At 35.0% G+C, this 3,299-nt stretch carries 4 protein-coding genes; all 4 read left to right on the top strand.

Annotated features, from left to right (window positions below; all coding sequences use genetic code 11):
• The first annotated feature begins 209 nt into the window (after window positions 1-209).
• The 4 genes from EZV73_RS28095 to EZV73_RS28080 are packed head-to-tail and all read left to right on the top strand — an operon-like array spanning window position 210 to window position 3,192.
• A complete protein-coding gene (locus EZV73_RS28095) occupies window positions 210-677 on the top strand; it encodes a DUF6431 domain-containing protein (protein WP_240843910.1) in 468 nt (155 codons plus the stop codon).
• Window positions 678-723: 46 nt separating this feature from the next.
• Window positions 724-2,079 (top strand): DDE-type integrase/transposase/recombinase, encoded by a 1,356-nt coding sequence (locus EZV73_RS28090; protein WP_240843909.1) that lies wholly within the window; start codon window positions 724-726, stop codon window positions 2,077-2,079.
• A complete protein-coding gene (locus tag EZV73_RS28085) occupies window positions 2,072-2,887 on the top strand; it encodes an ExeA family protein (protein WP_240843908.1) in 816 nt (271 codons plus the stop codon). The genes EZV73_RS28090 and EZV73_RS28085 overlap by 8 nt, the downstream gene beginning before the upstream one ends.
• Complete coding sequence (locus EZV73_RS28080) at window positions 2,884-3,192, top strand: DUF6618 family protein (RefSeq protein ID WP_240843907.1); 309 nt, start codon at window positions 2,884-2,886, stop codon at window positions 3,190-3,192. Before EZV73_RS28085 ends, EZV73_RS28080 begins: the two co-directional genes overlap by 4 nt.
• The last annotated feature ends 107 nt before the right edge of the window (window positions 3,193-3,299 follow it).

Here is a 3,299-nt window from a genome sequence, read left to right as displayed (position 1 = left end):
TATATTTGCTCTCTTGATTTGTCATAGTTTATATAATAGACTTACATAAAATTATATGTAAGTAGGTGAAAAGGAAAAACACCACTATACGAAAGCCTCCCGGGAAGTTGGTTTTTCATATAATGGTGTCTCCAAAACTATGGTTATCATAACATTATATGAAGTAGTTTACAATCCAGAAGAAGATATTTTTAATCAAGAGTAAAGAATTGAGTTATTGTCCRGTCTGTAATACTGAGCTTTCTTACTATGAYAGTAGAATACGTTATGTGATTCATGACGATGGAAAAAAACTTAGATATGCATTCAGACGGCTTAAATGTAAGTGTGAATCCTGTARTCGAAGAATACATACAGAAATACCTGATTTTACACAACCTTATAAACACTATGCTGCAAGTATTGTTCAAGCGGAAATAGATGGATCTTGTAACTATTGTTCAGCTGAATCATCTACTATCAAACTTTGGAATAAACAGTTTAACAATAACTTAAATCGATTAGAAAATRTACTWAAAGCTGAATGGTACAAAGTTCTTAATAAACATTATCCGTTAACAGCTGATTCTTTACTCTCTAGATTCAGACTAAAAGAAACCAATTGGTTGACAAGTGTCACTCAAATTTGCATCAAAGGCCATCATGGCATTCCCACCCAGTTTGCATTTTCGCCATAAATTTTAGATGTTATTCTTACCTCATAAAAGTCAAGGAGGTAAGAAAATGAACAAAATTGAAACACCAGAAAGCATTGCAGGGAACAGACTGGTTATGATTACCCCACTCTTGGATGATGGTTTATGCAAGAGTGAGCTTAGTGTACTAAAAAAACAAATCTGTGGACACCACGATATCTCTTATCGTACATTAATGAGGTATCTACAAGCTTACTTAGAATTTGGATTTGAAGGTCTAAAACCAAAGACAGGTTTTAAGCGATCTAATAATAATTTGCCTGAGAACTTCGAAGAAGTTTTAGATCATGCTATCATTCTACGACGCGAAATTCCTTCAAGAAGCGTAAATGACATCATTCAAATACTTGAACTTGAAGGCATGATTGAACCTGGTACAGTTAAGCGTAGTACATTACAAAGACATCTACAATCAGCTGGCTTTGGTCAAAGACAAATGAAAATGTACAGTCAAAAAGGTGCTGCATCAAAGCGATTTCAAAAATCACACCGTACGGAACTTTACCAAGCTGATATTAAGTATGGACCTTATCTTCCAATCGGTAAAGATGGTGAAATGAAGCAAGTGTATCTGTCTGCAATTATCGATGATGCTACTAGATTCGTCGTTGCTGCAAAATTCTATGATAACCAGTCGGTAGATATCATAGAAGATTCCTTACGAATGGCAATAATGACCTTCGGAAAACCACAGAAGCTTCTAACAGACAATGGTAAACAGTACAGGTCTGAATGGTTGAAGAAAGCTTGTAATCGCCTTGGAATCAGGCTTATACATAGTAAACCATATGCTCCAGAAACAAAGGGGAAAATTGAGTTCTTTAACAAGAGAGTAGATTCTTTTCTTTCAGAAGTTGCTTTAGATAAACCATCTACGCTTGAAGAACTTAATACATCATTTGACCTATGGTTGCATGATTATTATCATTCAAATCCTCATTCAGCGATTGGAAATATATCTCCTAACACAGCTTTTCGTGGAGATAAAAAGTCCTTAGATTTTGTAAGTGCAGAAACACTATCTGAAGCATTTTTACGAACTGAATCACGTCGAGTCGACAAAATTGGTTGTGTTAGCTTTAAGGGTGATAAATATGAAGTCGGTACTCATCTGATGGGTCGAGAAGTAGAAATCTATTATGATCCAACTTGGGTAGATGAAATCGAAGTTCATCACAAAGATTTCAAGCCATTTAAAGCTAAAAAACAAGTTATCGGTGAAGATTGTTATAATGTCGATAAAAAAATGCTTAAGGCATTAGAACCCATAACAGCCAATGGTTCTAGGTTACTAGCAGCATTAAAAGTTAATAGTACTAGTGAAAAAGTGAATAAAGAAGTTGCAACTAGATTTAAGGATCTTGGAGGTGTAGATCATGTTTAATGATTACTTTGAAATGAAGAAAACACCTTTTATGAACGATATCGCATCTGATGCATTATATATGTCTTCTGAACTAGAAGAAGTGCTATCACGATTAAAATATGCAGCTGAAAATCAAATGTTTGTGATTGTCACAGCAGATGTTGGTTGTGGTAAGTCTACTTCCATCAGAAAATTCACTGATGATTTACCAGCAGATGACTTTGAGGTTCTTTATCTATCTGATTCTAAACTGACACCACGCTGGTTTTACAAAGGACTTTTAGACCAATTAGGCATTGAATCCAAATTCTATCGTGGTGATGCTAGGCATCAATTACATCAACAATTAGAACTTATACAAGGGGTCTATAAAAAGAACGTAGTGACCATCGTTGATGAAGCCCACCTGCTTGCAAAAGAAACGCTAGAAGAAATTCGATTCCTTCTAAACACTCGAATGGATTCACGTACACCTATGTCCCTAATTTTAGTTGGTCAGAAAGAACTCTGGGACAAACTTAAACTAAGGAATTATGCAGCTATAAAACAAAGAATTGATCTCATTTGTGAATTACAGCAAATGGATCGAGCACAGACAGAAGAATATATCCAAGCACATCTAAAATACGCTGATGGTGCAACTGATATATTTACTGATAAGGCAATCGATGAAATCTTTAGATTTTCAGTCGGTTCAGCAAGATCTATAAATAAGCTATGTACTCATGCTTTACTATACGCTTTTCAAAGAGCTAAACGATTAATTGATGACCATATGATTCGTACTGTTATCCAAGCTGAAATGCCTGGAGGTGGTAAACGATGATAACATTTGAGTTTAAACACATTATAAATACTAGAACCTATAAATCTATTGTAGATGTCTATTCAGACAAAGAACCCTATGAGTTCAATGTATCAGTTAATGGCAGTAGTTTTCACATTCTACTAGGTTCACATCTTGGAGGAAACTTCATATGTATCCCAAACTGGGAAATCGGTTGTGAGTTAGCTTCGTATTCTGATACATTTTGGAATTCAGAGAAACTAGATAAACACATCAATCCAATCGATTCAGAATGCCTAGCGTACACGATAAAAGAAATAAATAAAAAATTAGAGATGGAATAAGCCATGGTTCACCATGGTTTTCCACTCACAATAGTTTGGCAATCTAAGCAATCAACTATTGGCAAAAGTAGTGAGCAAGGCAAGGTCAGACTAAGAAAGCATTAACA

It is taken from the genome of Acidaminobacter sp. JC074 (assembly GCF_022496765.1).
Classification (GTDB): domain Bacteria; phylum Bacillota; class Clostridia; order Peptostreptococcales; family Acidaminobacteraceae; genus JABXKX01.
The sequence above is the reverse complement of the archived record's forward strand: the minus strand, read 5'-3'. Positions and strand labels throughout refer to the sequence as shown.

Excerpts from the sequence above, each read along its gene's own strand:
- EZV73_RS28090 (WP_240843909.1), top strand. The coding sequence starts at position 724 with ATGAACAAAATTGAAACACCAGAAAGCATTGCAGGGAACAGACTGGTT.
- EZV73_RS28085 (WP_240843908.1), top strand. The coding sequence starts at position 2,072 with ATGTTTAATGATTACTTTGAAATGAAGAAAACACCTTTTATGAACGAT.
- EZV73_RS28080 (WP_240843907.1), top strand. The coding sequence starts at position 2,884 with ATGATAACATTTGAGTTTAAACACATTATAAATACTAGAACCTATAAA.